General features: G+C 41.6%; 17 protein-coding genes, 3 rRNA genes and 1 riboswitch. All 20 genes read right to left on the reverse strand.

Going from position 1 to position 23412, the window contains the following annotated elements; genetic code table 11:
* Positions 1 to 244: 244 nt before the first annotated feature.
* Positions 245 to 1780: a bifunctional phosphoribosylaminoimidazolecarboxamide formyltransferase/IMP cyclohydrolase gene (purH, locus tag MHH95_RS02425; RefSeq protein WP_340726326.1), complete on the reverse strand. Its 1536-nt coding sequence runs from the start codon at positions 1778 to 1780 to the stop codon at positions 245 to 247.
* 67 nt (positions 1781 to 1847) lie between these two features.
* A complete protein-coding gene (purN, locus tag MHH95_RS02430) occupies positions 1848 to 2414 on the reverse strand; it encodes a phosphoribosylglycinamide formyltransferase (RefSeq protein ID WP_340726327.1) in 567 nt (188 codons plus the stop codon).
* The gene (gene purM / locus MHH95_RS02435; RefSeq protein WP_340726328.1) at positions 2414 to 3469 is read right to left on the reverse strand and encodes a phosphoribosylformylglycinamidine cyclo-ligase; all 1056 of its coding nucleotides are present in this window, start codon (positions 3467 to 3469) and stop codon (positions 2414 to 2416) included. The genes purN and purM overlap by 1 nt, the downstream gene beginning before the upstream one ends.
* A 23-nt stretch (positions 3470 to 3492) precedes the next feature.
* The gene (gene purF, locus MHH95_RS02440) at positions 3493 to 4911 is read right to left on the reverse strand and encodes an amidophosphoribosyltransferase (RefSeq protein WP_191700878.1); all 1419 of its coding nucleotides are present in this window, start codon (positions 4909 to 4911) and stop codon (positions 3493 to 3495) included.
* Complete coding sequence (gene purL / locus MHH95_RS02445; RefSeq protein WP_340726329.1) at positions 4887 to 7118, reverse strand: phosphoribosylformylglycinamidine synthase subunit PurL; 2232 nt, start codon at positions 7116 to 7118, stop codon at positions 4887 to 4889. The genes purF and purL overlap by 25 nt, the downstream gene beginning before the upstream one ends.
* Entirely contained in the window at positions 7105 to 7788 is a 684-nt protein-coding gene (gene purQ, locus MHH95_RS02450; RefSeq protein ID WP_340726330.1) for a phosphoribosylformylglycinamidine synthase subunit PurQ, read from the reverse strand. Before purQ ends, purL begins: the two co-directional genes overlap by 14 nt.
* Before the next feature lie 4 nt (positions 7789 to 7792).
* Positions 7793 to 8038, reverse strand: a complete 246-nt coding sequence (gene purS, locus MHH95_RS02455) for a phosphoribosylformylglycinamidine synthase subunit PurS (RefSeq protein WP_191700875.1) — start codon at positions 8036 to 8038, stop codon at positions 7793 to 7795.
* 3 nt (positions 8039 to 8041) lie between these two features.
* Positions 8042 to 8752 carry a phosphoribosylaminoimidazolesuccinocarboxamide synthase gene (purC, locus tag MHH95_RS02460; RefSeq protein ID WP_340726331.1) on the reverse strand — a complete coding sequence of 237 codons (711 nt, stop codon included), beginning with the start codon at positions 8750 to 8752 and terminating at the stop codon, positions 8042 to 8044.
* A 29-nt stretch (positions 8753 to 8781) separates the two neighbouring features.
* Complete coding sequence (gene purB, locus MHH95_RS02465; protein ID WP_340726332.1) at positions 8782 to 10083, reverse strand: adenylosuccinate lyase; 1302 nt, start codon at positions 10081 to 10083, stop codon at positions 8782 to 8784.
* A 13-nt stretch (positions 10084 to 10096) separates the two neighbouring features.
* Positions 10097 to 11221, reverse strand: a complete 1125-nt coding sequence (gene purK, locus MHH95_RS02470) for a 5-(carboxyamino)imidazole ribonucleotide synthase (protein ID WP_340726333.1) — start codon at positions 11219 to 11221, stop codon at positions 10097 to 10099.
* A complete protein-coding gene (gene purE / locus MHH95_RS02475; RefSeq protein WP_339214307.1) occupies positions 11218 to 11706 on the reverse strand; it encodes a 5-(carboxyamino)imidazole ribonucleotide mutase in 489 nt (162 codons plus the stop codon). Before purE ends, purK begins: the two co-directional genes overlap by 4 nt.
* A gap of 161 nt (positions 11707 to 11867) precedes the next feature.
* A riboswitch (purine riboswitch) is annotated at positions 11868 to 11967 on the reverse strand.
* Between the two features lie 98 nt (positions 11968 to 12065).
* Positions 12066 to 12254 carry an NETI motif-containing protein gene (locus MHH95_RS02480; RefSeq protein WP_339214309.1) on the reverse strand — a complete coding sequence of 63 codons (189 nt, stop codon included), beginning with the start codon at positions 12252 to 12254 and terminating at the stop codon, positions 12066 to 12068.
* Positions 12255 to 12509: 255 nt separating this feature from the next.
* On the reverse strand, positions 12510 to 13547 hold the full coding sequence (locus tag MHH95_RS02485; RefSeq protein ID WP_340726334.1) for a LolA family protein: 1038 nt from the start codon (positions 13545 to 13547) through the stop codon (positions 12510 to 12512).
* Complete coding sequence (locus MHH95_RS02490; RefSeq protein ID WP_340726335.1) at positions 13544 to 14983, reverse strand: sensor histidine kinase; 1440 nt, start codon at positions 14981 to 14983, stop codon at positions 13544 to 13546. Before MHH95_RS02490 ends, MHH95_RS02485 begins: the two co-directional genes overlap by 4 nt.
* On the reverse strand, positions 14980 to 15678 hold the full coding sequence (locus MHH95_RS02495; protein ID WP_340726336.1) for a response regulator transcription factor: 699 nt from the start codon (positions 15676 to 15678) through the stop codon (positions 14980 to 14982). The genes MHH95_RS02490 and MHH95_RS02495 overlap by 4 nt, the downstream gene beginning before the upstream one ends.
* A 404-nt stretch (positions 15679 to 16082) precedes the next feature.
* A 5S ribosomal RNA gene (gene rrf / locus MHH95_RS02500) occupies positions 16083 to 16198 on the reverse strand.
* A gap of 99 nt (positions 16199 to 16297) precedes the next feature.
* Positions 16298 to 19226 (reverse strand): 23S ribosomal RNA (locus MHH95_RS02505).
* 230 nt (positions 19227 to 19456) lie between these two features.
* Positions 19457 to 21011, reverse strand: a 16S ribosomal RNA gene (locus tag MHH95_RS02510).
* Together the 16S, 23S and 5S rRNA genes form the textbook arrangement of a ribosomal RNA operon.
* A 413-nt stretch (positions 21012 to 21424) precedes the next feature.
* Positions 21425 to 21901: a GNAT family N-acetyltransferase gene (locus MHH95_RS02515; RefSeq protein WP_340726337.1), complete on the reverse strand. Its 477-nt coding sequence runs from the start codon at positions 21899 to 21901 to the stop codon at positions 21425 to 21427.
* Between the two features lie 145 nt (positions 21902 to 22046).
* Positions 22047 to 23378, reverse strand: a complete 1332-nt coding sequence (locus MHH95_RS02520) for an NCS2 family permease (protein WP_340726338.1) — start codon at positions 23376 to 23378, stop codon at positions 22047 to 22049.
* Positions 23379 to 23412: the final 34 nt, after the last annotated feature.

The following is a 23412-nucleotide window of genomic DNA, read 5'->3' on the forward strand; positions in this document are numbered from 1 at the left end:
TCTCCCGACCAAAGTCGATGCATTATTAATAAATTATTTTACGATGAGGACCCGGCCAAGAATCGCTCAATCGTCTTATTCATCCCTCTCCCAGCCAGAAAGAAGAATAAATAAAGCATTTGCAAACGCTTCTGCTAACGTCCGGCCAGAACATTAGCGAAACTTTATTCTATTATAACGAAAATCCGCAGTTTTCTCTACTAAAATTAAAAGGAATATAATGTTTTTAACATAAAGATACTAATTAGTGTTTGAAATGACGTACACCTGTAAATACCATTGCGATACCATACTTGTTTGCCGCATCGATGGATTCTTGGTCTTTAATCGAGCCGCCTGGTTGAATGATTGCCTTGATGCCAGCTTTTGCTGCTGCTTCTACTGTATCTCCCATTGGGAAAAATGCGTCCGATGCCAATGCCGCGCCTTGTGCTTTTTCACCAGCTTGTTCAAATGCAATTTTAGCTGCTCCAACACGGTTCATTTGCCCCGCGCCTACACCTAACGTCATTTGCTTGTCCGTAACAACAATCGCATTGGATTTTACATGCTTTACTACTGACCATCCAAGCTTTAATGCTTCCCATTCTTCCTCTGTCGGTTCACGGTCTGTAACGACTTTAATAACTGCTTCTCCAAAGCCGAAACGGTCTGGTTCCTGAACGAGTAAACCACCTTCAACCGCTACAACATTGAATTGGTCCTGCTTCTCTTGTGCAAAATCAATTGTTACTAAGCGAATATTTTTCTTTTGCGTTAAAATATGGAGTGCTTCTTTAGAGAATGAAGGTGCAATAATGATTTCTAGGAAAATACCTGATAATTTTTCAGCAGTTGCTTCGTCCACTTCTTTATTTAATGCAATAATGCCACCGAAAATTGAAGTTGAATCTGCCTCATATGCTTTATTAAATGCTTCTTCGATTGTTTCACCTGTACCAACACCACATGGGTTCATATGCTTCACAGCTACAGCAGCCGGCATCTCAAACTCTTTTACAATTTGAAGTGCAGCATTTGCGTCCTGAATATTATTGTATGACAATTCTTTTCCGTGCAATTGTGTCGCGTAGGCAATCGAGAAATCCGAACCAAGGCGTTTTGCATAGAAAGCAGCCTTTTGGTGAGGGTTTTCACCATAGCGTAATGTTTGCTTTAGTTCATAAGTTAACGTTAAGTTTTCAGGGAACTCTTCCCCGATTGCTGTTGTTAAATGATTTGAAATATAAGAATCATATGCAGCAGTATGACGGAAAACTTTTGCTGCTAAACGACGACGTGTTTCTAATGTTGTTTTACCATCTGCCTTTAATTCTTCAAGTACTGCAGTATAGTCATTGCTATCTACGATTACTGTTACATAATCATGATTTTTCGCTGCTGAACGCAGCATTGTTGGACCTCCGATATCGATATTTTCTATCGCATCATCCCAAGTAACATTCGGCTTTGAAATCGTTTCTACGAATGGATAAAGGTTTACACAAACAATTTCGATTGGCTCAATGCCGTGTTCTTCCATTTGTGCAACATGACTTGGCTCATCAAATTTACCAAGAAGACCGCCGTGAATCATAGGGTTTAACGTTTTTACACGCCCATCCAAAATCTCTGGAAACTTTGTTACTTCATCAACTGCTGTAACTGGTACATTGTTTTCTTGTAGTAATTTTTTTGTACCTCCAGTTGAAAGTACTTCATAGCCAAGTGCTACTAATTCTTTTGCAAATTCTAAAATACCATTTTTATCTGAAACACTAATAAGTGCACGTTTCGTCACGATTAGGTCCTCCAATTTTTCATTTTTTTCGGTGAGCAGTGCCCTCACAGGAGCGGCCCAGGCGAAATTACGATTCAAATAATCGTTGTAATGTTTTTGTATAAAGTAAATGTTCTAAATTATGGATACGATTTTCTGTTGCTTCTCGGTCACCCTCTACAACATCAACGGCACCCTGTGCAATAATTTTACCTGTATCCATTCCCGCATCTACGTAATGTACGGTAACACCGGTAATTTTCACACCGTGCTCCATCGCTTGACCTATAGCATCTTTTCCTGGAAATGATGGCAGTAAGGATGGATGGATATTAATAATACGATTTTCATAAGCCGTTAAAAGCGTTTCACCTATCAGGCGCATATACCCCGCTAAAATGATCCATTCAATCTCTTTTTCTTTTAGTAATTCTACAATTTTTGCTTCATAGGCAGCTTTATCTTCAAAGCTTTTTGGTGCTAACTCTGCTACTGGAATATTTAAACTTTGTGCACGTTTGACAACGTAGGCACCAGGCTTGTCTGTTACAACAAGCCCAATTTCGGCCTTAAGTTTTCCGTTAGCAATACTTTCAGCAAGTGCTTGAAAATTACTGCCACTTCCTGATGCAAAAACGGCAATTTTCGTTGTCATTACACTAAACTCCCGTCATGCTCACCGTTGAAAATAACGCCTTCCCCTTTTACAACACGACCGATTTTGTAAGCTTTTTCACCTTCTGCCTCTACTGCAGCGATTACTTTTTCTGCTTCACTTGCTGGTACGGCAATGACAAAACCAATCCCCATATTAAACACGTTATATAAATCTTTGTCCGCTAATGCACCTTTTTCTTTCAAGAAATCAAAGATACGTAATGCCGGCCAACTACCTAAGTCAATTTGCGTTGCTAAACCAGCAGGCATCATACGAGGTAGGTTTTCATAGAAGCCTCCACCTGTTACATGTGCACAGCCATGTACACCTGCAGATTTAAGTGCCGCTAATACAGGCTTTGCATATAGCTTTGTCGGAACTAAAAGCGCTTCTCCGATTGGACCAAGATCTTCATAGCCTTCAACAACAGCGTCTACTGCAAAATTATTATCTGCAAATACAATTTTGCGTACTAATGAATAACCATTTGAATGTACACCACTAGAAGCTAGACCAATTAATACGTCACCTTCAGTAATTTTCTCGCCTGTAATGATATCTGCTTTCTCACAGGCACCTACAGCAAACCCTGCCAAGTCATACTCGTCCTCTTCATATAGACCTGGCATTTCAGCAGTCTCTCCACCGATTAAAGCTGCACCAGACTGAACACAACCGTCTGCTACCCCTTTAACAATTTGCTCAATTTTTTCTGGTACTGCTTTTCCTACAGCGACATAGTCGAGGAAATAAAGTGGCTCTGCACCTTGAGCTACAATATCATTTACACACATTGCTACACAGTCAACACCGATTGTATCGTGCTTATCAACCATAAATGCCAGCTTTAGCTTTGTCCCAACCCCGTCTGTCCCTGAAATAAGAACTGGTTCTTTTAAGTTCAGTGCAGATAAATCAAACATACCGCCAAAACCACCGAATGTCCCCATCACACCTAGACGATTCGTACGCTCAACATGTGACTTCATACGCTTAACTGCTTCATATCCTGCTTCTATATTAACGCCTGCTTGCTCATATGCTTTTGACATAATGCCATGTTCCTCCTTGATTTCTAACAGTCTTTTTCATGTGGCAATACTGTATCAGGGAAAATTTCTGTCGGATATTTCCCTGTAAAGCATGCTAAGCAAAGACCCCCATTTTCATCTTCAAACGGACGATTTGTTGCACGTACCATTCCTTCTAAAGATAAAAACGTGAGTGAATCCGCCTCAATTGCTTCACGAATTTCCTCGACACTATGGTTCGATGCAATGAGCTCCTCATGAGTCGATGTATCAATACCGTAATAGCATGGATCTGTCATCGGCGGTGAAGAGATTACGACATGTACCTCAGCTGCGCCCGCTTCTTTTAACATGCGAACAATACGTTTAGACGTTGTACCGCGTACGATAGAATCGTCAACCATTATGACACGTTTTCCTTTAACAACTTGTACGACAGGTGAAAGTTTCATCTTTACACCGCGCTCACGTAACTCTTGAGTAGGCTGGATAAATGTACGTCCAACATATCTGTTCTTAATCAATCCAAGCTCATATGGAATTCCGCTTTCTTCAGAAAAGCCAATTGCCGCTGAAATGGATGAATCAGGTACCCCTGTAATAACATCCGCTTCAATATGGGCACATTCTTTTGCAAGCTCTTTCCCCATACGTTTACGTGCCATATGAACATTAACCTCATCAATATTAGAATCAGGACGTGCAAGATACACATATTCCATTGCACACATAGTTCGCTTATCTTTTTCAACATAGCTATCTACTTCAAGACCATTATTTGAAATAATGAGCAATTCTCCCGGCTCTACTTCACGAATGAATTCCGCACCAATTAAGTCAAATGCGCAAGTTTCAGAAGCAACAACGTATGCATCGCCCAGCTTACCTAATGAAAGCGGACGTAACCCATTACGGTCTCTTGCCACAATCATCTGATCATTTGTCAGCAAAATTATTGAAAATGCTCCTTTTAATAAAGACAAAGCTTCTTTTACTTTCGCTCGGAAAGGTGAATGCTTTGATTTTTTTATTAAATGTACAACTACTTCTGTATCAGATGTAGAATTGAAAATACTACCAGAGCGCTCTAAAAACTGCTTTAAATGTGTGGCATTCACCAAGTTACCATTATGTGCAATCGCTAGTGAGCCTGTTGAAGACCGGAACAATAATGGCTGAACATTTTCCAGCCCTTTCCCGCCTGCAGTTGCGTAACGTACATGCGCAATTGCTGCATGCCCTACAACTTTACGTAACTTATCTTCATTGAATACGTCATTTACAAGACCTTCACCACGTACAGCCTGAAGCTGATTACCGTCTGTTGTGACGATACCAGCTCCCTCCTGACCACGATGTTGCAATGCGTGTAAACCGTAATAACTTAAGTGGGCTGCATCTTGGTTGCCCCAAATGCCAAATACGCCACATTCTTCGTTTAAGCCTCTGATTTCAGCAAGCATGGGATTGCTCCTTTCCAAGCAGAACGGAATTCCTCCACAGTACCTTCAACAAGTAAGCCAGTTTCACCGTTAATTTTAATCGTTGCGTCAGCTGTTACCGACCCAATTTTTGTTGCATCTTTTACAAATGCTTCAAATGCAGCTGTATTTTCCTCTTTTACCGTTAAAACAAAGCGAGATTGTGACTCTGCAAATAGAGCTGTCGTTGCAGAACCAGTCAAAGCAACATCCAAACCTAGACCATTAGCAGCAAACGTTTTTTCAGCTAAGGCAACGGCAACGCCACCTTCAGAAACGTCATGTGCAGATTGTACAAGTCCTGCTTGAATTGCCTCTAAAATTGCTTTTTGACGAGCTGCTTCTACAGTTAAATCAATTGATGGTGCTTTACCTGAAATACCACCTTCAACTAACTTTTGTAGTTCCGACCCACCGAACTCAGTTTTCGTTTCACCAATTAAGTACACAATATCACCGGCAGCTTTCACTTCCTGTGTCGTTACATGTGCTAAATCCTTTACTAATCCGACCATACCGATTGTCGGTGTTGGATAAACCGCTTCACCTGAACGTTCGTTATACATCGATACATTACCGCCGATAACCGGTGCATCAAGTGCTAAACAAGCTTCTGCGATTCCATCTGCTGATTTTTGAATTTGCCAGAAAATTTCCGGTCTCTCCGGGTTACCAAAGTTCAGGCAGTCAGTAATTGCAAGTGGTTGTCCACCAGAACATACGATATTACGTGCTGCTTCAGCAACTGCGATTTTACCGCCCGTTGTTGGATCTAAATAAATGTAGCGAGAGTTACAGTCAGTTGTCATCGCTAATCCTTTGTTTGTACCACGTACACGTAATACTGCTGCATCCGATCCAGGTGCTACTACTGTATTTGTACGAACTTGATAGTCATATTGATCATATACCCACTCTTTAGAAGCGATTGTTGGTGCTTTTAATAAAGCAGTTAATGTTTCCTTGTAATCTACTACTTTAGGTTCTGCATTTTCCATTGCTTGATACTCAGCAAAGTAAGCTGGTTCAGCATCTGGCATATTGTACACTGGTGCATCTTCAGCAAGTGCATCAGCAAGTACTTCTGCTACTACTTCACCGTTGTGGATAAGGCGCAGCATTTTATCGTCTGTTACACGACCTACCGCTACTGCATCTAAATCATATTTATCAAAGATTGCTTTAATTTCTTCTTCACGACCTGCCTTTACAACGATTAACATACGCTCTTGAGATTCAGATAACATCATTTCGTAAGCCGTCATGTTTGTTTCGCGTTGAGGAACTAAGTCCAGGTTCATCTCTACACCAGTACCAGCTTTAGAAGCCATCTCTGCTGAGGATGAAGTAAGACCGGCTGCACCCATATCCTGAATACCTACTAATGCATCGGATTTAACAACTTCCAAACAAGCTTCAAGAAGTAATTTTTCCATGAATGGGTCCCCAACTTGTACTGCTGAACGACTTTCTTCAGTATCTTCTGTCAATTCTTCAGAAGAGAATGTTGCACCGTGAATACCGTCACGACCAGTTTTCGCACCAACGTACATTACAGTATTTCCTACACCTGCAGCAACGCCTTTTTGGATATCCTTATGGTCAATTAACCCTACACACATTGCGTTTACTAGCGGATTTCCTTCATAACAAGGATCAAAACCAATTTCGCCGCCTACAGTCGGGATACCGATACAGTTACCATAACCCGCGATACCAGCAACAACTTCTTCAAATAAATATTTACCGCGCGCTGACTTTAATTCACCAAAACGTAAAGAGTTCAGCATCGCAATCGGACGTGCACCCATTGAGAAAACGTCACGGATAATTCCGCCTACACCAGTTGCTGCGCCTTGGTATGGTTCAATTGCAGATGGATGGTTATGTGATTCCATTTTGAATACAACCGCTTGTTCATCACCGATATCAACTATTCCTGCACCTTCACCAGGACCTTGTAAAACTTGAGGACCTTTTGTAGGGAATTTACGCAATACAGGCTTTGATTTTTTATAAGAGCAATGTTCAGACCACATAACTGAGAAAAGACCTGTCTCTGTCCAGTTTGGAATGCGTCCTAATTTTTCGATCGCTAAGTCAAATTCTGCATCTGTCATACCCATGTCCGCATATAGACGTTGTTCTTTAATCTGCTCTGGTGATGGCTCAAATTTAGTTGTTGACATGTTGTTCCCTCCACTGCTTCACAATTGATTTAAATAATTTCAGACCGTCTGCGCCACCAACGATTTCGTTTGCTGCACGCTCTGGATGCGGCATCATCCCTAATACGTTGCCTTCTTTGTTAATGATTCCTCCGATATCCGCTAAAGAACCGTTTGGATTTTCACCTTCGTATGTGAATGCGATTTGGTTATTCGCTTTAAGTTCTGCCAAAGTTTCCTCGTCACAATAATAGTTTCCTTCACCATGTGCGATTGGAATATTAATTACTTCGCCAGCTTCATACTGGTTCGTAAATAATGAGTTGTTATTTTCAACTTTTAATTGTACGGTACGGCACATGAACTTCAGGTTCTTGTTTCGGATTAATGCCCCTGGTAAAAGACCCGCCTCCGTTAAAATCTGAAATCCGTTACAAACACCTAACACAGGTTTGCCTTGTCCTGCAAATTCCTTTAAAGCTGTCATAATGTTTGATTGGTTTGCCATTGCACCACAACGTAAATAGTCTCCGTATGAGAAGCCACCTGGAACGAGTACCCCATCAAAACCGTCTAAACTTGTTGCTGTATGCCACACATATTCTACTTCTTCACCTAATTCGTCCTTGATCGCATGATACATGTCGATATCACAGTTAGACCCCGGGAAAACGAGTACTGCAAATTTCATAGTATTATGCCTCCTCGATTTCGTAACGGTACTTCTCGATAACCGTATTTGTTAATACTTTTTCACACATTTCTTTTACGATTGTGTCAACGTCACGGTCAGTATCGCTGATTGTAACTTCCAAATATTTACCGATACGTACGTCTGATACTTCGTTGTAACCGATTTTTTGTAAGGAGCCTTGAACCGCAGAACCTTGTGGGTCTAGAATACTTTCTTTTAATGTTACATATATTTTGACTTTCTTCATGAGTTAATTGCCTCCAAGTTTTTGTAAAATAATTTCATATACTTCAGTAATACTCCCTAAATCACGGCGGAATACGTCTTTATCAAGCTTTTGATTGGTCTTAGTGTCCCATAAACGACAAGTGTCTGGTGAAATTTCATCGGCTAATAATACATTGCCGTGGTTATCACGACCGAATTCTAATTTGAAATCGACTAATGTTACACCAACTGCAGCGAAGATTGGACTCAGCACTTCATTGACATGCAGAGCTGCGTTATATAATTCTTCCACTTCCGCCAGTGTTGCAATGCCTAACACATCGATATGCTCCGTCGTAATAAGGGGGTCGCCTAATGTATCGTCTTTATAATAGAATTCAACGATAGGACGTTTAAGCGCCGTACCTTCTTCAAACCCCAGGCGTTTCGCCAGGCTTCCTGCAGCGATATTTCGTGTCACAACTTCAATTGGAATAATTTCTACTTTACGTACAAGCTGCTCGTTATCTGAAAGACGTTTAACGAAGTGTGACTCAATGCCGTTAGCTTGTAATTTCTCGAAAATTAGCGTCGTAATTTGGTTATTTAAATTTCCCTTACCAGCAATATCAGCTTTTTTCTCGCCATTAAATGCTGTAGCACTATCTTTATATTCAACGAAAAGAACTTCCGGGTTTTCTGTTTCATATAATCGTTTTGCTTTACCTTCGTACAAAAGTTGACCTTTGTTCATGACGTATTTCCCCCTGATTAATGGATTAGTTAGTTAAGACCTAAACGTTCGAAAATCATATCAACATTTTGAATATGGTAGTTGTAGTCAAAGCAATCTTCAATTTCAGATGCTGATAGATAAGAAGTGATTTTTTCACTTGCTTCTACAAGCGGACGGAATTGAATTTGCTCATCCCAAGCACGTGCCGTTAATGGTTGTACCGTATCGTACGCATCCTCACGCGATAAGCCTTTGTCAATTAAAGCTAGTAAAATACGTTGTGAGTAAATTAGACCAAATGTGCGTTCCATATTGCGTTTCATGTTTTCAGGGAATACTGTTAAGTTTTTAAGAATGTTACCGAAACGATTTAACATATAATTCAATGTGATTGTTGCATCAGGAATAATGACACGCTCCGCCGATGAGTGCGAAATATCACGTTCATGCCATAATGACACGTTTTCAAAAGCTGTTAACATATAGCCGCGCATTAGACGTGCCATACCTGTCATATTTTCAGAACCAATAGGATTACGTTTATGCGGCATTGCTGAAGAACCTTTTTGTCCTTTTGCAAAGCCTTCTTCAACTTCACGAGTCTCCGATTTTTGTAAGCCTCGAATTTCTGTTGCAAATTTTTCAATTGATGTTGCAATCAGTGCTAAAGTAGAAAAATATTGTGCATGACGGTCACGCTGCAATGTTTGTGTAGATATTGGTGCAGCAGCTAAACCTAGATGCTTACATACATAAGCTTCAACACGCGGATCAATATTGGCATATGTTCCTACCGCCCCGCTCATTTTACCTGTTTCAATTACGTTTGCCGCTTCTTCAAAACGCACTAAATTACGGCGCATTTCTTCTAGCCACAATGCAAGCTTTAAACCAAATGTTGTTGGTTCTGCATGCACCCCGTGTGTACGACCCATCATAACTGTATTTTTGTGCTCTTTTGCTTTTTCAGTAAGGATGGCAATGAAATTATGTAAATCTTTCCGTAAAATTTCATTTGCCTGTTTGATTAAATATGATAATGCTGTATCTACAACGTCCGTAGAAGTTAATCCGTAGTGAACCCATTTCTTCTCATCACCAAGTGCTGGCGTTTCTGAAACTGCACGTGTAAACGCCACAACATCATGACGTGTCTCCTGCTCAATTTCATAAATTCGATCCATATTAAATGATGCATTTTCACGTAGTTTCACAACATCTTCTTTTGGAATTACACCGATTTCAGCCCATGCTTCACAAGCTAAAATTTCTACTTCCAACCATGCCTTAAATTTGTTCTCTTCAGTCCAAATGGCACCCATTTCGGGACGTGTATAGCGTTCTATCATAAATTTTCTCCTTCTATTCCGGCCAAATACCGGAATCCTTAATTTGTTTTATTGTTGTATTGATATCATCTGTCATAATTGTTACGTGACCCATTTTGCGGTTTACTTTTGCTTCTGATTTTCCATAAAGGTGTATAGACCAATCAGGATATTTCGAAATAGAATTTGTTAATGAAACGACATGCTGACCGAGCACATTGACCATAATCGATGGTCCCCATAATTTTGGCTTCCGTAAAGGCCAGCCACATACAGCACGGATATGCTGTGTAAATTGGGATATATTGCACGCCTCTATTGAGTAATGACCTGAATTATGAGGGCGCGGTGCACATTCGTTAATAACAATACTGCCATCTTCAAGCACAAACATTTCTACTGCCAATGTACCAACTAATTGTAAATGGTCCGCAATATTCATTGCTGCCTTTTCTGCTAATTCAGCCGTTTTAGTATCAATCCTTGCAGGCACAATTGTCTCATGTAAAATGTGGTTCACATGTACGTTTTCCCCTACTGGCAGGCAGTATGTTTCACCATATCCATTGCGCTGAACAATAACGGAAATTTCTTTTGTAAATGGAACAAAGCCTTCTGCAATACATTGTGAATGTACAAATAAATCTTTTGCTAGCAGTAAATCATCCGCAGACTTCAACAACTGCTGACCTTTTCCATCATAACCGCCTCTTGCTGTTTTCACGATACATGGGAAGCCAATTTCTCCAATGCTTTCTTGAAGTTGTTCATATGTAGTAGCGACAATATACGGTGCTACCGGACAACCCGCATCAACAATCATTTGTTTTTCTGTAATACGGTTTTGTGTAATACGTACAAGTTCCGCGCCTTGTGGAACGTAAGCAATCTGTGTAAGACGCTTTAAACCATCGTAATCTATATTTTCAAATTCATAAGTAATTACATCACTTACTTCTGCTAGTTCTTCCAGTGCTCCCTCATCATCATAGGCGGCTACAATGCGAATATCTGCCACTTGTCCACAAGGTGAATCCATCGTAGGTTCAAGTACCGCGATTTTATAGCCGGCTTCTTTCGCCGCTACTGCCATCATGCGACCAAGTTGGCCACCGCCGATAATACCAATTGTTTGTCCAGGGTAAATCATTTTTGTCACGTCAAGTCACCTGTGCTTTCTAAAACCTGCGCTTTTGTCGCTTCACGTCGCGCTTCAAGCTTTGTAGCAAGGTCGTGATCAAAGGCACCTAATATTTGTGCTGCAAGCAATCCTGCATTTGTTGCACCTGCTTTACCAATTGCAACCGTTGCTACTGGTACACCACCTGGCATTTGCACGATAGATAATAATGAATCAAGACCATTTAATGCACGGGATTGTACAGGCACACCAATTACAGGTAATGTCGTTTTCGCAGCTACCATGCCAGGTAAATGTGCTGCACCACCTGCCCCAGCAATAATTACTTGAATACCTCTATTACGGGCACCTTCTGCATATTCAAACATTAGATCCGGTGTACGATGAGCAGATACCACTTGTTTTTCATAAGGTACTTGCAGTTCTTCCAAAACGTCACAAGCATGCTTCATCGTTTCCCAGTCACTTGAACTTCCCATTATAACGCCAACTTTTGGTTCCATGAGTTTCGCTCCTTTAAACATCTTCTCCACTTGCGTAATTATTAACGAAAAAAATCCTCAAATAAACTACTCTCTGCGCATGAGAAAGCAGTTTACTTGAGGACTGTTAATAAAATATGTAGATATATGCATTTGCAATCCACACCCTTTTTATAATCATACCAAAAGTTGCTTTCCCACATAGTCCGGTATTTACGGTGCCGGGTAGAGACACTAGAGCCATATTCTCTAGCATATATGAGGGATTAAATGTTTTTCCTTTTCACATTTTAACAAGGGTTGGTTATAAAATCAACGCCAAAATGCGAACAATATTTTTTGAGTAAAACTAATTGTTCGTGTTTTTAACTAAATCATTGTCAATCTTCCATTAATATACCTTTAAATCGTATTTTTTGACGTAAGTAAACTGGTTCTCCATTTACTTCTTCAAATACTGGCTCTTCTTTCCGCCCAAACGCCATATAACCATCTTTCTTCATTCTTTCTAGACATTGCTCGATTGTTTCATTTTCTTCTACTTCATACCAAACTTGCTTTTTAGTCAACCTGGTCACCTTCCACATCTTAAATATCGCTCTAACTATACCATGTAAGTTTCGAACCTTCCTAATGGAAAAAATTGCATTTGTGAACGATTTGTCACAATTAAAAAATAATTTAAAAATAAAAGTAATTTTAGGGCACACCCATAAAACGAAGATGGGCACAATTAAATTCATTGTAAAGCACTCATACGACAAGTGAAAGTAAAAGGCTATGTTACAAGTCCATTTGACTTTTCACACAGCCTTTACTAATTATTATTCTGTTAGCTCCATTTGCTCTGTTAGTTCCAATACTTCCTCAAATGTTAACGCTGGATTTTCAAAAATGATGTTGTAGCGTAAACCATTTTCATCCCATTGTAAAAGACGGAAAACTTCCATATCCATTTTCGTTCCTTCTTGCCCGCGAACTTCGATACGCTCTTCCTCTTCACCGAATGAAGCTTGTGGCTTGAACACGGAAAGCGTGAATTGTGGCTCTTCATTTTTAAAATAGCGCAGCGCAATTTCATTAGTTTGTGGTACATTCAGATCTTCAATTGATTCTAACGTATAGCCTGTTGATTTCGGCGCAATTAAAAACGAACCTAACTTTTCTGTTGCTTCTTCTAATGTTAGCTGTTTTGGTAGTTCAACTTTTTCTTCTTGAATAATGACATCTTCCGGTAAATCTGCTACAAATAATGCGTCATCAATTTTAGCATTCGGCTCGAACTTTTGGAATTCAATCGTTGTTTCTAAGCCGCCACTTTTTGAAACAGATTTCAATGTCATCCATGTTTTCTTATCCACCCATATTTCCATGTCGCCAATTAATGTATTTGGCTTTTTCGCTTTTGCAATTAAATGGTAAGTATCATGACCTGCAATCTTCTCATCCTGACCTACTGTAATATCATGGGAATTTTTAATTATTTCTAATATACGAAGTGCCTGCTCTTTTACTGAAATTTTTTCGAAGCCTTCCCCGAGATCACCTAATTCGAAGACAATTGCTGTATTATTAGATTTTGTATAAGAAATAAATGACGTTCCATCATTAATTGAAAAGTTTTCCTCACCATTTGTATCAGTAGTTTCTACACGTATTTTCCCGTTCTTTTCCCAATGCTTCGTTTCACCCGTTCCCTCATCTCCCATATCCACTGTATACTCTGCATAATATGAAGACAGTTCAGATGTCTCTTGCATTGCCGTCTCTAAAATTTCCTGTGGTGAATAGCTAACTTGATCATTACAAGCCGCTAATGATAGCGATAAAATAAGTGCACTTGAAAGTATTATTCTTTTCAATTTGACCTCTCCTTAGGTAGCCATATAACAATAGCTGTTTTATTTTGATCTGAAATTGCTTGAATCGTGCCGTGATGCTTTTCAATTATTTGCTTAGCAATACTTAAACCAAGACCTGCCCCTCGCTGACCTAAACTACTGCGTGCTTCATCTACCTGATATAACGGCTCAAACATTTTTTCGCATTGCTGTTTTGAAATCGTTGCCCCGCTATTTTCAATAACGACGTATACACCTTCATTGATGCATGTTTCAGCCAATTTTTCATTGCACCATTCAGGTATGTTCGATGCTTCAAAAGCTGCGATATGAATGGATCCCCCACTATTTGTATACACCCAGGCATTCGATAGAATATTATCCATTACACGCATAAATTGTTTTGGATGAACAAGATAATTATCTTGAACTTGAATCGTCGTTGTAGAATGGAAACCTTTTTCCTTACTAATGTGCTCATAGTCCCCTAAGAGCATTTCAAAAAATTCATTACCGTCCACTGATACGAGTTCAAGTTCATACGTAGGGGATTGTAGTAAAGTAAACATCATTAAATCATCAAGCAACTGTTTCATATAATCCGATTTAGAATGAATAACGTGTAAATATTCCTGTTGCTCATCTTTCGTAAGTTTCCCTGCAAGTAAACTTTCTGTATAAGCTTGAATGGACGTTAACGGTGTTTTTAAATCATGAGAAAGACTAGCAATCATAAAACCTTTTTGACGTTGTTCTTCCTCAAGATGTTTACGAGCTGCTTCGATTTCTTGCTGCATTGCCTGAAAGTTTGCTGTCAGTTCGCCAAGTTCGTCTTTTCCGATTGGCAACTGTTCCGTTTTTTCACCTTTCGCATACGCTCTCATCTTTTCAATTAATTGCTTCACTGGTCGATTCAATCGGATATTCAAAAAATATATAACGGCACTATACAAGACAATGAGTACTACCCCTAAGCCAGCTCCAACAATGATTGCTTTTTGATTTACTTGCTCCACCCACTCAGTGCGAGTAAGTGTTATTTTATAAACACCCTTTATTCCCCCACCTTCATAGACAGGCTCTTTATAAACAAACGTTTCATAATTTTGCTGAAACTCATATAGATTTTTATATAATCTATCTCTCATTTCAAAGCCCGTAGAATTTGTAAATGGATTGGAACTATAAAGTGTAGCTCCGTTTGCACTGTAGAGCGTAATCATTAATTGATCGGATGTTAACTTTTCAATCTCTTCAAAAGTATTTGTCCTGTTGTATAACGATGTATCATTTAAAATCTCCTTTAAATCCGTAACCGTGTTCCATTTTTCAAAGTACTCTTCTACATTTTTATCTTGGTAATATGCATTAATTGATACATATAATCCGTATACCGCAATAAGTGGAATAATCATAATAAGCAAATAGGTTATTAGTAACCATGACTTAATCTTCATACTTGTTCACCAATAAAACGATAGCCCTTCCCCCAAACAGTTTGTATAAAGTAAGGAGACTTCACAGGATCCTTTAATTTTTCACGCAATGCTTTTATGTGGACTGTTACAGTATGTGTCTGATCTAACTCTACTTGCTGCCAAACATGGGTGTATAACGCTTCCTTTGTAAACAGCTCAAATGGATTTTGGGCAAGTACTTTTAATAAAGCAAACTCTTTTTGGGTTAAGTTGATTTCATGATCTTTTAAATAAACGCGTTCTTTTAGCCAATCAATTTTTAACCCATGAATAAAGGTAATTACTTCATCGACAGCCTGAACTTTGTTATATCGCTGCCATCGTCGTAATTGAGACCGAACTCGAGCTTTCAATTCTTCTAAAGAAAACGGCTTCGCTAAATAATCGTCTGCACCCTGTAATCCTTCAACTTTATCAGCATCATTATTTTTTGCGCTAATCATAATTATCGGAACATCACTTTTTAGACGTATATGTTCAATCATTGATAAACCGTCCATTTCGGGCATCATCCAATCAACAAGGATTAAATCATAGTTGCCGGCAGAAAAATCCTCTAATCCTTCAATACCTGTCGTTGCCCATGTAACCCCATAATCTTCTTTTATCAACGTATCTTTAATAATGCGCGCAATTTCACGATCGTCTTCTACTAAAAGAATTTGTTGTTTCAATCCTTCCGCCTCCTATATAAACTATAACAAGTAATTTTTTGAATTTATGTAACTTTATAAATCCTTTATATTTTATCTTATAAATTGGACTTTGTTTATAAAATGAGGATTATATAAAAGAAAGTGCAGGCTGTTTATATAAAGAATTGTTTGAGCTAGGTAGGAAAGGACGGGGATTTCGGTTAATAAAGGTGTAGCACGTGTAGTTGTTGGCATACAAACATAAAAAGGCTGCTTAGCGACCGTATTGTAACGGTGCTACGCAGCCTTTTAAGCGCAACTATTAAAATGCCTCATTTTATACGCTAACCACTCGTAATCATGATTAACAAAGCTTTACAGGAGGAAATATTAAACGAAATAAGTGCACAAAAAAACCACTGAGAAATCAGTGGTTTTTTTGTGCGAAGCGACGTCCTACTCTCACAGGGGGAAGCCCCCAACTACCATCGGCGCTAAAGAGCTTAACTTCCGTGTTCGGTATGGGAACGGGTGTGACCTCTTTGCCATCATCACTTCACTATTTTCGGCTTCCAATACAGCTTATGTCTTGGAACCCTTTGAAAGAATCATTCTTTCAAAACTGGATAAACGGTTCATTGAATTTGTGCAATAAAATGTGGTTAAGTCCTCGACCGATTAGTATTCGTCAGCTGCATGCGTCACCGCACTTCCACCTCGAACCTATCTACCTGATCGTCTTTCAGGGGTCTTACTTACTTGCGTAATGGGAAATCTCATCTTGAGGGGGGCTTCATGCTTAGATGCTTTCAGCACTTATCCCGTCCACACATAGCTACCCAGCGATGCCTTTGGCAAGACAACTGGTACACCAGCGGTGTGTCCATCCCGGTCCTCTCGTACTAAGGACAGCTCCTCTCAAATTTCCTACGCCCACGACGGATAGGGACCGAACTGTCTCACGACGTTCTGAACCCAGCTCGCGTACCGCTTTAATGGGCGAACAGCCCAACCCTTGGGACCGACTACAGCCCCAGGATGCGATGAGCCGACATCGAGGTGCCAAACCTCCCCGTCGATGTGGACTCTTGGGGGAGATAAGCCTGTTATCCCCGGGGTAGCTTTTATCCGTTGAGCGATGGCCCTTCCATGCGGAACCACCGGATCACTAAGCCCGTCTTTCGACCCTGCTCGACTTGTAGGTCTCGCAGTCAAGCTCCCTTATGCCTTTACACTCTTCGAATGATTTCCAACCATTCTGAGGGAACCTTTGGGCGCCTCCGTTACTCTTTAGGAGGCGACCGCCCCAGTCAAACTGTCCGCCTGACACTGTCTCCTACCCCGCTAAGGGGCATGGGTTAGAAGTTCAATACAACCAGGGTAGTATCCCACCGACGCCTCCTCCGAAGCTGGCGCTCCGGGATCTCTGGCTCCTACCTATCCTGTACAAGTTGTACCAAAATTCAATATCAGGCTACAGTAAAGCTCCACGGGGTCTTTCCGTCCTGTCGCGGGTAACCTGCATCTTCACAGGTACTATAATTTCACCGAGTCTCTCGTTGAGACAGTGCCCAGATCGTTACGCCTTTCGTGCGGGTCGGAACTTACCCGACAAGGAATTTCGCTACCTTAGGACCGTTATAGTTACGGCCGCCGTTTACTGGGGCTTCAATTCACAGCTTCGCTTGCGCTAACCGCTCCTCTTAACCTTCCAGCACCGGGCAGGCGTCAGCCCCTATACGTCACCTTACGGTTTTGCAGAGACCTGTGTTTTTGCTAAACAGTCGCCTGGGCCTATTCACTGCGGCTTCTCTAGGCTATGCACCCAAAGAAGCACCCCTTCTCCCGAAGTTACGGGGTCATTTTGCCGAGTTCCTTAACGAGAGTTCTCTCGCACACCTTAGGATTCTCTCCTCGACTACCTGTGTCGGTTTGCGGTACGGGCACCTCTCACCTCGATAGAGGCTTTTCTTGGCAGTGTGAAATCAGGAACTTCGCTCATAAGAGCTCGTCATCACAGCTCAACGTTATAGTATGCGGATTTGCCTACATACACGCCTTACTGCTTGAACACGCGCAACCAACGGCGTGCTTACCCTATCCTACTGCGTCCCCCCATTTCTCAAACGGTGAGGAGGTGGTACAGGAATATCAACCTGTTGTCCATCGCCTACGCCTATCGGCCTCGGCTTAGGTCCCGACTAACCCTGAGCGGACGAGCCTTCCTCAGGAAACCTTAGTCATACGGTGCATGGGATTCTCACCCATGTTTCGCTACTCATACCGGCATTCTCACTTCTAATCGCTCCACCAGTCCTTCCGGTCTGACTTCAACGCTATTAGAACGCTCTCCTACCACGCATACTCAAAGTATGCATCCACAGCTTCGGTGAATCGTTTAGCCCCGATACATTTTCGGCGCAGCGTCACTCGACCAGTGAGCTATTACGCACTCTTTAAATGATGGCTGCTTCTAAGCCAACATCCTGGTTGTCTAAGCAACGCCACATCCTTTTCCACTTAACGATTACTTGGGGACCTTAGCTGGTGGTCTGGGCTGTTTCCCTCTTGACTACGGATCTTATCACTCGCAGTCTGACTCCCGTGTATAAATATCCGGCATTCGGAGTTTGTCTGAATTCGGTAAAGCGAGATGCCCCCCTAGTCCAAACAGTGCTCTACCTCCGGTATTCTCAATCACGAGGCTAGCCCTAAAGCTATTTCGGAGAGAACCAGCTATCTCCAGGTTCGATTGGAATTTCTCCGCTACCCACACCTCATCCCCGCACTTTTCAACGTGCGTGGGTTCGGGCCTCCAGTGAGTGTTACCTCACCTTCACCCTGGACATGGGTAGATCACCTGGTTTCGGGTCTACGACCACGTACTAATTCGCCCTATTCAGACTCGCTTTCGCTGCGGCTCCGTCTTCTCAACTTAACCTCGCACGTAATCGTAACTCGCCGGTTCATTCTACAAAAGGCACGCTATCACCCATTAACGGGCTCTAACTACTTGTAGGCACACGGTTTCAGGATCTATTTCACTCCCCTTCCGGGGTGCTTTTCACCTTTCCCTCACGGTACTGGTTCACTATCGGTCACTAGGTAGTATTTAGCCTTGGGAGATGGTCCTCCCGGATTCCGACGGAATTTCACGTGTTCCGCCGTACTCAGGATACACTCTGGAGGGAATGAACTTTTGACTACAGGGCTTTTACCTTGTTTCGCGGACCTTTCCAAGTCGCTTCGTCTAACTCATTCTTTTGTAACTCCGTATAGAGTGTCCTACAACCCCAAAGAGCAAGCTCTTTGGTTTGGGCTCTTCCCGTTTCGCTCGCCGCTACTCAGGGAATCGAATTTTCTTTCTGTTCCTGCAGGTACTTAGATGTTTCAGTTCCCTGCGTCTGTCCTCATCACGCTATGTATTCACGTGTAGATACTATCCGATTAAAGATAGTGGGTTCCCCCATTCGGAAATCCCCGGATCAAAGCTTACTTACAGCTCCCCGAGGCATATCGGTGTTAGTGCCGTCCTTCATCGACTCCTAGTGCCAAGGCATCCACCGTGCGCCCTTATTAACTTAACCAAAAGTTAACACTTGGATAAAATCCAAGATTTAAGTTTACACGTCAATTGCTTGACTTGTTACATTTCTATAAAATAGAAATTTGTTTTATTGCTTTCAATGTCGTTTTATCCAGTTTTCAAAGAACGAAGTTTTGAAGTATCTCATTCAATTAAGAATGAACCTTCAAAACTGAACAGCAAACGTTAATGTTTCATTCCCCGAGGGAATGATTCCGAAATAATCCTTAGAAAGGAGGTGATCCAGCCGCACCTTCCGATACGGCTACCTTGTTACGACTTCACCCCAATCATCTATCCCACCTTCGGCGGCTGGCTCCATAAAGGTTACCTCACCGACTTCGGGTGTTACAAACTCTCGTGGTGTGACGGGCGGTGTGTACAAGGCCCGGGAACGTATTCACCGCGGCATGCTGATCCGCGATTACTAGCGATTCCGGCTTCATGTAGGCGAGTTGCAGCCTACAATCCGAACTGAGAACGATTTTATCGGATTAGCTCCCCCTCGCGGGTTGGCAACCGTTTGTATCGTCCATTGTAGCACGTGTGTAGCCCAGGTCATAAGGGGCATGATGATTTGACGTCATCCCCACCTTCCTCCGGTTTATCACCGGCAGTCTCCTTAGAGTGCCCAACTGAATGATGGCAACTAAGAATAAGGGTTGCGCTCGTTGCGGGACTTAACCCAACATCTCACGACACGAGCTGACGACAACCATGCACCACCTGTCACCGTTGCCCCCGAAGGGGAAACTATGTCTCCATAGTGGTCACCGGGATGTCAAGACCTGGTAAGGTTCTTCGCGTTGCTTCGAATTAAACCACATGCTCCACCGCTTGTGCGGGCCCCCGTCAATTCCTTTGAGTTTCAGTCTTGCGACCGTACTCCCCAGGCGGAGTGCTTAATGCGTTAGCTGCAGCACTGAGGGGCGGAAACCCCCCAACACTTAGCACTCATCGTTTACGGCGTGGACTACCAGGGTATCTAATCCTGTTTGCTCCCCACGCTTTCGCGCCTCAGTGTCAGTTACAGACCAGACAGTCGCCTTCGCCACTGGTGTTCCTCCAAATCTCTACGCATTTCACCGCTACACTTGGAATTCCACTATCCTCTTCTGCACTCAAGTTCCCCAGTTTCCAATGACCCTCCCCGGTTGAGCCGGGGGCTTTCACATCAGACTTAAGGAACCACCTGCGCGCGCTTTACGCCCAATAATTCCGGACAACGCTTGCCACCTACGTATTACCGCGGCTGCTGGCACGTAGTTAGCCGTGGCTTTCTAACAAGGTACCGTCAAGGTAGCGCCAGTTACTACGCTACTTGTTCTTCCCTTGCAACAGAGTTTTACGAACCGAAATCCTTCTTCACTCACGCGGCGTTGCTCCATCAGACTTTCGTCCATTGTGGAAGATTCCCTACTGCTGCCTCCCGTAGGAGTCTGGGCCGTGTCTCAGTCCCAGTGTGGCCGATCACCCTCTCAGGTCGGCTACGCATCGTTGCCTTGGTGAGCCGTTACCTCACCAACTAGCTAATGCGCCGCGGGTCCATCTTATAGTGACAGCCGAAACCGTCTTTCAACTTCCAAACATGTGTTTAAAAGTATTATTCGGTATTAGCCCCGGTTTCCCGGAGTTATCCCAATCTATAAGGTAGGTTACCCACGTGTTACTCACCCGTCCGCCGCTAAATCAGAGAGAAGCAAGCTTCTCTCATCATCCGCTCGACTTGCATGTATTAGGCACGCCGCCAGCGTTCGTCCTGAGCCAGGATCAAACTCTCCATAAAAGTAGTTTGAAAGCTCATTTGCTTTGCTAGCGATTCAACTTAATTAAAAGTTAAAATCTATTGTTTGCTTCATTTAAGAAGCTTATTTCATTAACGTTGCTTGTTCAGTTTTCAAGGTTCATTTGTCAGTCGTTTGTGCGACTGTTTCAAATTATAACTGAGTTGTTTTTACTTGTCAACAACTTTATTAAAATTTGTTTTTCGTTTGTGTTGCTTGCTTCAGTGTGTCGCAGCAACGTGATTAACTATACACCCGTATGTAAGCTTTACGCAACCCCTTTTTAAAAGAAAAAATTTTCTGATATTTAGACCGGCATTCATATAGAGTTTCTTCCTATTATACATAACGTAAAGTTCTTTTGCTTGTCACCCCCAAATTCATCTTTTTCCCCCTCCCATTTAGAAGAAAAAAGTTATGTAATATCGATTCGCATTCTTCTACTAATAGCTTTCATGCCTTGTTTCTCATAAAATGCTAATGCATCTTCATTAAATTCCCACACATTCAACTCCACTGACGTTACATTTTTTTCTTCCGACCATTGAATACACCTTTCAAAGAGCTTCGAACCGATTGATCGACGTTTCTTTCTTTGATCAACGCCAAAATCATGTATGTAGGCATAATTCCGAGAAACTAACGAAGGGAATGGCGGTGATACTTCCAAACTTATTATTGCAAAGCCAACCGTCTCTTCTTCTAATTTTGCAATAAATATTTTACTATTATCATTCTTTAATAGTTCATTGTAATAATCTTCAGGCATCACCGTTTCCACACTACGGAAAATAGACCGATCCCCTTCTACGTGTTCCTCATGCCCTTCCCTTACAATTCGGTTTACTTCTATATAGTCAGATGTACTGGCTTCAATAATTTTTACTTCCATAATCTATTCACCCCTTATACATTATCTTCTACCTCGATATTGATTGTCCTTCTAATCATCCGTAACTTAATTTGTAATCGGGAGGTACCGCCGAATAAAAAAAGCTACTTAAACGAATTGTCTAAGTAGCTAAGATTAAATTTTATTAATGTGCTGCAGTGCCTAAGTAAAGCAAGAATATAAATCCGAAAACGTACATAATTGGATGAACTTCTTTTGCACGGCCTGCGACAATCATTGTTAATGGGTAGAATACGAAACCTACAGCAACACCTGTTGCAATCGAGAATGTTAAGGGCATCATTAACATAGTGAAGAATGCCGGTACTGCAATTTCGAATTTTTCCCACTCAATTTTACCAAGCGATGCAACCATTAATACCCCTACAACGATTAACGCTGGAGCCGTTACTGCTGAAGTTACAACACTTAGAATCGGTAAGAAGAAAAGTGCTAATAGGAAGAATACGCCTGTCACAATTGCTGCAAAACCAGAACGAGCACCAGCAGCTACTCCGGAAGAAGATTCAACAAAAGAAGTTACTGTTGATGTACCAAAAATAGATCCGGCAATCGTTGCAATCGAGTCAGAAATTAAAGCTTTACCTGCACGAGGTAGTTTATTGTCCTTAACAAATCCTGCTTGGTTGGCTACAGCCATTAATGTTCCGGCATTGTCAAAGAAGTCAACGAATAGGAAAGTTAAGATAACTGAAAGCATTGCTAAAGTATAAAACTCCGCGTCTCCAAAAGCCGAGAAAAGCGCACCGAATGTTGGTTCTAAAGATGGTGGCATCGCTGCAATTTGTGATGGTAATTCCACTAGTCCAAAGATCATGCCAGCTATAGCAGTAATAGCCATTCCGATGAATACTCCGGCTTTCATACCACGAACTAAGAAAATAACTGTAATAACTATACCAAATATAGCTAACAATACTTCTGGATCTGTTAAGTTACCAATACCCACAAATGTTGCTGGATTCGCTATAACAATTCCGGCATTTTTTAAACCGATAAATGCGATGAATAAACCAATACCTGCACCAACTGCTAACTTTAATTCCATTGGAATTGCATTAATTAATTTTTCACGTAAACCTGTTAAAGTTAAAATCAAGAAGAACACACCTGAAACGAATACCGCCGCCAAAGCATGCTGCCATGGACTTCCGTTTGTTAAAACAACTGTATAAGCAAAGAATGCGTTTAGTCCAAGTCCCGGTGCCAATGCCAACGGATACTTTGCCAAGAATCCCATTACAAACGATCCAACAGCTGCTGATAAGGCTGTTGCTACGAATACTGCACCATAATCCATACGCATTGCATCCGGAAGATCAGGTACATCCGCTAATGTTAATGTTAATGGATTGACAATTAAAATATAGGCCATCGCTAAGAATGTAGTGAAGCCACCTAATATCTCTTTGCGATAATTTGTACCAAGTTTATCAAACTCGAAATACTTTTTCATAATGAAATTTTCCTCCGTGTTGTCGTCTTACAAC

The organism is Solibacillus sp. FSL K6-4121 (assembly GCF_038002585.1).
GTDB lineage: Bacteria > Bacillota > Bacilli > Bacillales_A > Planococcaceae > Solibacillus > Solibacillus faecavium.

Excerpts from the sequence above, each read along its gene's own strand:
- purN (WP_340726327.1), bottom strand. The coding sequence starts at position 2,414 with ATGACAACGAAAATTGCCGTTTTTGCATCAGGAAGTGGCAGTAATTTT.
- purM (WP_340726328.1), bottom strand. The coding sequence starts at position 3,469 with ATGTCAAAAGCATATGAGCAAGCAGGCGTTAATATAGAAGCAGGATAT.
- purF (WP_191700878.1), bottom strand. The coding sequence starts at position 4,911 with ATGCTTGCTGAAATCAGAGGCTTAAACGAAGAATGTGGCGTATTTGGC.
- purL (WP_340726329.1), bottom strand. The coding sequence starts at position 7,118 with ATGTCAACAACTAAATTTGAGCCATCACCAGAGCAGATTAAAGAACAA.
- purQ (WP_340726330.1), bottom strand. The coding sequence starts at position 7,788 with ATGAAATTTGCAGTACTCGTTTTCCCGGGGTCTAACTGTGATATCGAC.
- purS (WP_191700875.1), bottom strand. The coding sequence starts at position 8,038 with ATGAAGAAAGTCAAAATATATGTAACATTAAAAGAAAGTATTCTAGAC.
- purC (WP_340726331.1), bottom strand. The coding sequence starts at position 8,752 with ATGAACAAAGGTCAACTTTTGTACGAAGGTAAAGCAAAACGATTATAT.
- purB (WP_340726332.1), bottom strand. The coding sequence starts at position 10,083 with ATGATAGAACGCTATACACGTCCCGAAATGGGTGCCATTTGGACTGAA.
- purE (WP_339214307.1), bottom strand. The coding sequence starts at position 11,706 with ATGGAACCAAAAGTTGGCGTTATAATGGGAAGTTCAAGTGACTGGGAA.
- MHH95_RS02490 (WP_340726335.1), bottom strand. The coding sequence starts at position 14,983 with ATGAAGATTAAGTCATGGTTACTAATAACCTATTTGCTTATTATGATT.
- MHH95_RS02515 (WP_340726337.1), bottom strand. The coding sequence starts at position 21,901 with ATGGAAGTAAAAATTATTGAAGCCAGTACATCTGACTATATAGAAGTA.
- MHH95_RS02520 (WP_340726338.1), bottom strand. The coding sequence starts at position 23,378 with ATGAAAAAGTATTTCGAGTTTGATAAACTTGGTACAAATTATCGCAAA.